This window comes from Actinoplanes sp. NPDC049118 (genome assembly GCF_040648555.1).
Taxonomy (GTDB): domain Bacteria; phylum Actinomycetota; class Actinomycetes; order Mycobacteriales; family Micromonosporaceae; genus Actinoplanes.
This window is the reverse complement of record NZ_JBEZDY010000064.1, coordinates 1-5849: the sequence shown is the minus strand read 5'-3', so window position 1 is coordinate 5849 and position 5849 is coordinate 1. Positions and strand designations below refer to the sequence as shown.

Annotated in this window: 2 protein-coding genes; both read right to left on the bottom strand. The window is 72.9% G+C overall.

Annotation, left to right across the window (positions count from 1 at the left end):
* A partial coding sequence (locus AB0B58_RS42150) for a beta-ketoacyl synthase N-terminal-like domain-containing protein (protein WP_360236997.1) occupies positions 1–4962 on the bottom strand: 4962 nt, incomplete at its 3' end.
* Between the two features lie 83 nt (positions 4963–5045).
* A complete protein-coding gene (locus AB0B58_RS42145) occupies positions 5046–5744 on the bottom strand; it encodes a beta-ketoacyl reductase (protein ID WP_360236994.1) in 699 nt (232 codons plus the stop codon).
* Between the last annotated feature and the right edge of the window lie 105 nt (positions 5745–5849).

Below are 5849 nucleotides of genomic sequence, written 5' to 3'. Positions count from 1 at the left end.
CGGCACCGTCAAAACAATCTTCCCCACATGCCGCGCCTGACTCATGAACCGAAAAGCCTCCGGCGCCCGCCGCACATCCCACGCCGTCACCGGCAGTGCGTCCAGGTTGCCGGCGCCGAGCAGGCCGAGCAGGTGGTCGAGCATCTCGCGGGTCCGGACCGGTCCCGCCTGCACCAGGTCGTACGCCTGGTAGACGACGCCCGGGTGTGCGGCCGCGACCTCGTCGGCGTCGCGGATATCGGTCTTGCCCATCTCCAGGAAATGACCACCACGCGGCAACAACCGCAACGACGCATCCACGAACTCACGCGCCAACGAATCCAACACCACATCGACACCCGCACCACCGGTCACCCGAAGAAACTTCTCCTCGAACCCCAGATCACGCGACGAACCAATGTGCTCATCATCCAAACCCAGACCCCGCAACACCCCCCACTTCGACGGACTCGCCGTCGCGAACACCTCAGCACCCAGATGACGCGCCAACTGCACCGCCGCCATCCCCACACCACCCGCACCCGCATGCACCAACACCCGCCGACCCGCACACACGCCCGCGAGGTCGGCCAGCCCGTAGTAGGCGGTGAGGAAGGCGATGGGTACGGCGGCGGCCGAGGCGAAGCTCCAGCCGGCGGGCACCGGGCCGAGGAAGTCGCGGTGTGTGACGGCGACGGGCCCGAACGCGCCGGTGAACAAGCCCACGACCCGGTCACCGACCGCCAGGTCGGTGACGCCCGGACCCACCTCGAGCACCACGCCGGCGGCCTCGCCGCCCATCACCTCCTCGGTGGCGGCCATGCCCAGCAGCGACACCAGGTCGCGGAAGTTGATGCCGGCGGCGCGGACCGAGACGCGTACCTCTCCGTCGGCGAGCGGGGCGTGCGCCTCCGGTGCGGGGACGAACTCGAGGTTCTCCAGGCTCTCGCGGACGGTGGCGTCGAGGCGCCAGGAGCTGCCGTCGGCGGGCGGCACGAGGGCGTCCTGCGGGCGTACCCGGATGAGGCGCCGGGCGAGCACCGCGGTGCCGCGTACGGCGACCTCGGGTTCGTCGGTGCCGAGGGCGGCGGGCAGCCGGAGCCGGGCCTGGTCGCTGCCGTCGATGTCGGCGAGCAGGAACCGGCCGGGGTTCTCCGCCTGCGCGGCCCGGACCAGGCCCCAGACCGGCGCGTACGCGAGGTCGTCCAGCCACTCCCCGGGTACGGCGGCGACCGCGCGGGTGGTGACCAGGGCCAGCCGCGACGCGTCGAACCGGGTGTCCGCCAGCCAGTGCTGAACGAGGCCCAGCGCCCGCGCCGTGGCGCGGTACGGGTCGCCCGCCCCGGCCTCGCCCAGGTGCACGACGACGAGGTCCGGCACGTCGCCGGTCACCTCGTCGAGGGTCTCGACCTCGGTACAGCCGGCGCCGTCCCCGGTCTCCGGGAGCTCCAGGGCGGTCCACTCGACGCGGAACATGGCGTCCTGTGCGGCGCTCGGCGCGGCGAGCTGGTCGGCGGCGATCGGCAGGCGGAGGAGGGCGTCGATGGAGGCGACGGGCGCGCCGGTGCGGTCGGCGAGCTGGATGCGCACCGCGTCGGCGCCGGCCGGGGCGAGGTGCACCCGCAGCGCGGTGGCGCCGCCGGCGTGCAGGGTGACGCCGGTCCAGGTGAACGGCAGCCGCACCGTCTCCTCGGCGGTGCCGATGCCGATGGCGTGCAGGCTCGCGTCGAGCAGGGCGGGGTGCAGGCCGTACCGGGCGGCGTCCGGGTCGGCGAGCTCCACCTCGGCGAACACGTCGTCGCCGCGCCGCCAGGCCCGCCGCAGCCCCTGGAACGCGGGCCCGTAGCCGTATCCGTCGGCCTCGAGCCGGGCGTAGTAGCCGTCGGTCTCCACCGGCTGGGCGCCCGCCGGCGGCCACACGCCCAGCTCGGCGACCGAACCGGCCGCGCCGATCGCGAGCGTGCCGGAGGCGTGGGCGGTCCAGGTCTCGGAGTCGGCGCTCGAGTGCACGGTCACCGGCCGGCGTCCGTCGGTGTCGGCGGCGCCGACCACCACCCGCAGCACGACCGGCCGTTCGTCGAGCACCAGCGGCGCGGCCAGCGTCAACTCCTCCACCCGGTCGCAGCCGACCTCGTCACCGGCACGCACGGCCAGCTCCACGAACGCCGCGCCGGGCAGCAGCACGCTGCCCAGGACGGCATGGTCGGCCAGCCACGGTTGGGACTTGAGCGAGATGCGGCCGGTGAGGACGACGCCGTCGCCGTCGGGCAGCACCACCGCCGCGGGCAGCAGCGGATGTTCGGTCCCGCCGAGGCCGACGGACTCCAGGTCGCCGAAGTCCCCGGCGGACTCGAGCCAGTAGCGCTCCTCGTCGAAGGGGTAGGTGGGCAGGTCCACGATCCGCGCCCCGTCCGGGAACGCCTTCGCCCAGTCCACCCGCGCGCCGTGGCTGAACGCCTCACCGACCGAGGCCAGGAACCGACCCCAACCACCGTCATCCCGGCGGAGACTACCGACGACCGTGCCGCCCATCTCACTGATCGGCACCGCCACCACCGGATGCGCGGACACCTCAAGGAAAAGTCCGAAGTCCTCACCCTGCAACGCCTGAATGGCATCGGCGAACCGCACCGTCCGCCGCAGGTTCTCAAACCAGTAGCCCGCATCCAACGACGTGGTGTCCGCCCATTCGCCGGTGACGGTGGAGAACATCGGCACCGCCGACGCGACCGCGTTCACCTCACCCAGCCCGACGATCAACTCCTCACGCAGGCTCTCCACCATCGCCGAATGCGACGCATAATCCACCGCAATCAACCGCGCCCGAACCCCGTCCGCCTCGCACGAGGCGACCAGATCCCGCACCGCCTGCGGCTCACCCGACACCACCACCGACGACGGGGCGTTGACTGCCGCAATCGAGACGCCTTCGGGTAGCTCGGTCAGGGGGCGACCGATCGACGCCATCAGACCGGTGCCGGACAACACCCGGATCGCCTTCGACCGCACCGCGACGATGCGCGCCGCGTCCGCCAGAGACAGCGCACCCGCCACACAGGCGGCGGCGATCTCCCCTTGCGAATGCCCGACCACCGCCGCCGGCACGACCCCGAACGACTCCCACAACCTCGCCAGCGACACATGCACGGCAAACGACACCGGCTGCACCACATCCACCCGCGACAACAGGCCCTCATCCTTGAGAGCCTCGAACAGATCCCAATCGACGTGCGGCGCCAACGCCTCCGCGCAATCCCGCAGAGCGGAGGCGAAAACCGACGATGCCGCGGCCAGCTCGACCGCCATACCAACCCACTGCGAACCCTGACCCGGGAACACCATCACCGGACCACGACCCGGCACCGCCTCGGCGACCACGGCCTCCCGCAGTCCCGCGATCAGCTCCGCCGCCGACGAACCCACCGCGACCGCCCGATGCCCGAACACCGCCCGCGACCGCACGAGGCTGAAGCCGACATCCACCGGATGCCCGCCCACCTCCGCCAGGCGCTCGATCTGCCGACGCAACGCCGCCTCCGACTTCGCCGACACCACCCACGGCACGACAGCGTCCGCCGGCGCCGCCGCGGCCGGGGCCTCCGGCGCCTGTTCCAGGATCAGGTGCGCATTCGTGCCGCTGATCCCGAACGAGGACACACCCGCACGCCGCGGCCGACCGACCGCCGGCCACTCGCGCGCCTCGCTCAGCAGCGAGACCGCGCCCGACTCCCAGTCCACCTTCGACGTGGGCTCGTCGACGTGCAGCGACCGCGGCAGCACACCGTTCCGCATCGCCTCGATCATCTTGATCACGCCGCCGACGCCGGCCGCCGCCATGGCATGCCCGATGTTCGACTTGAGCGAGCCCAGCCACAACGGCTCGCCCACCCGATCCTGCCCGTACGTCGCCAGCAAGGCCTGCGCCTCGATCGGGTCACCGAGCGTCGTACCCGTGCCATGCGCCTCCACGGCGTCCACATCGGACGTTGTGAGACCGGCGTTGGCCAGCGCCGCCCGGATCACCTTGCGCTGCGCCGGCCCGTTCGGCGCGGAGAGCCCGTTGGACGCACCGTCCTGGTTGACCGCGGAGCCGCGGATGACCGCGAGCACCCGGCGGCCCTGGCGTTCCGCGTCGGAGAGTCGCTCGAGCAGCAGCATCCCGACGCCCTCGCCCCAGCCGGTGCCGTCGGCCGCCGCGGCGAACGGCTTGCACCGGCCGTCCCGGGCGAGCCCGCGCTGGCGGGAGAACTCGGTGAACGCACCGGGCGTCGCCATCACCGAGGCGCCGCCGGCCAGCGCCATCGCGCACTCGCCGCGGCGCAGCGACTGCACGGCCAGATGCAGCGCGACAAGCGACGAGGAGCACGCGGTGTCGACGCTGATCGCCGGGCCCTGCAGGCCGAGCGTGTACGCGATCCGCCCGGACGCGACGCTGCTCGCCCCGCCGTTGCCCAGGAACGGCTCGAGGTCGTCGGGCACCGACCGCGGGCCGGAGGTGTAGTCGTTGTGGATCACGCCGACGAACACGCCGGTCTGGCTGCCCGCGAGGGTCGCCGGGTCGATGCCGGCCCGCTCGAACGCCTCCCACGACGACTCCAGCAGTAGCCGCTGCTGCGGGTCCATCGCCAGCGCCTCGCGTGGGCTGATCCCGAAGAACGCCGGGTCGAACAGCGCGGCGTCGTGCAGGAACCCGCCCTCGCGCACGTAGCTCGTACCGGATCGGTCGGGGTCGGGGTCGTAGAGGCCGTCGACGTCCCAGCCCCGGTCGGCCGGGAACGGCGACATCGCGTCGGTGCCGCCGGCGACCAGGTCCCACAGCTGTTCGGGCGAGCGGACGCCGCCGGGGAACCGGCAGCTCGCCGCGACGACGGCGATCGGTTCGCTACCCGCGCCGAGGAGCCGGCGGTTCTGCTGCTTGAGGCGCTCGGTCTCCTTGAGCGAGGCGCGCAGGGCGTCAACGAGCTGGCCGTTGGAGGTCGTCATCAGATGCTCCAGGTCGCGGTGCGTCGGTTCAGGAATTGGTGGCGCCGCGCGGACGCCAAGGGGATCCGGGTCGCGGCGCCGGTTCAGGAGGCGGTGGCGCCGAGCGCGCGCCGGATCAGGTCCGCCGCGTCCAGGTCGTCCAGGTCGTCCCGGGAGCCGCCGGTCTCGGGCTCGGCATCGTCGCCGAGCCCGGCCAGCGCCAGGAGGGTGCCGAGCACGCCGGCCTCCCGGAGGCGGGTCATCGGGATGGAGGCGAGCGCCGACCGTAGGGCGGTCTCCTCGTCTCCGGCGCCGGGATCGGCGCCGTCCGGCAGGACCTCGGCCAGCAGTTGCTTGGCGAGCACGGCCGGGTTGGGGTAGTCGAAGACGAGGGTGGCGGGCAGCCGCAGCCCGGTCGCGGCGTTGAGGCGGTTGCGCAGCTCGACCGCGGTGAGCGAGTCGAACCCGATCTCCTTGAACGCCCGGTCCTCGGCGACGGCGCCGGCGTCGTCGTAGCCGAGCACGGCGGCGACGTTGCGGCGCACCAGCTCGAGGGCGAGCCGGTCCCGTTCACCGGCGGGCAGGACGGCCAGGCGCTCGGCGAAGGCGGGACCACCGGACGTCGCGCCGGCGGCCTCGACCACCCGGCGGGCCGGTCCGACGAGGGTACGCAGGACCGCGGGGACGTTTCCGGACGACCGCAGCGCCGCGATGTCCAGCCGGACCGGGGCCACCACGCCCCAGGACGACGCCAGGCCGGCGTCGAACAGCTCGACGCCGAGTTCGTCCGAGATGCCGAGCATGCCGCTCTTCGCCATCCGGCGGAGGTCGGTATCCGACAAATGCGCCGTCATCGACGAACGCCGCTCCCAAAACCCCCACGCCAACGACGAACCCACCAAACCCCG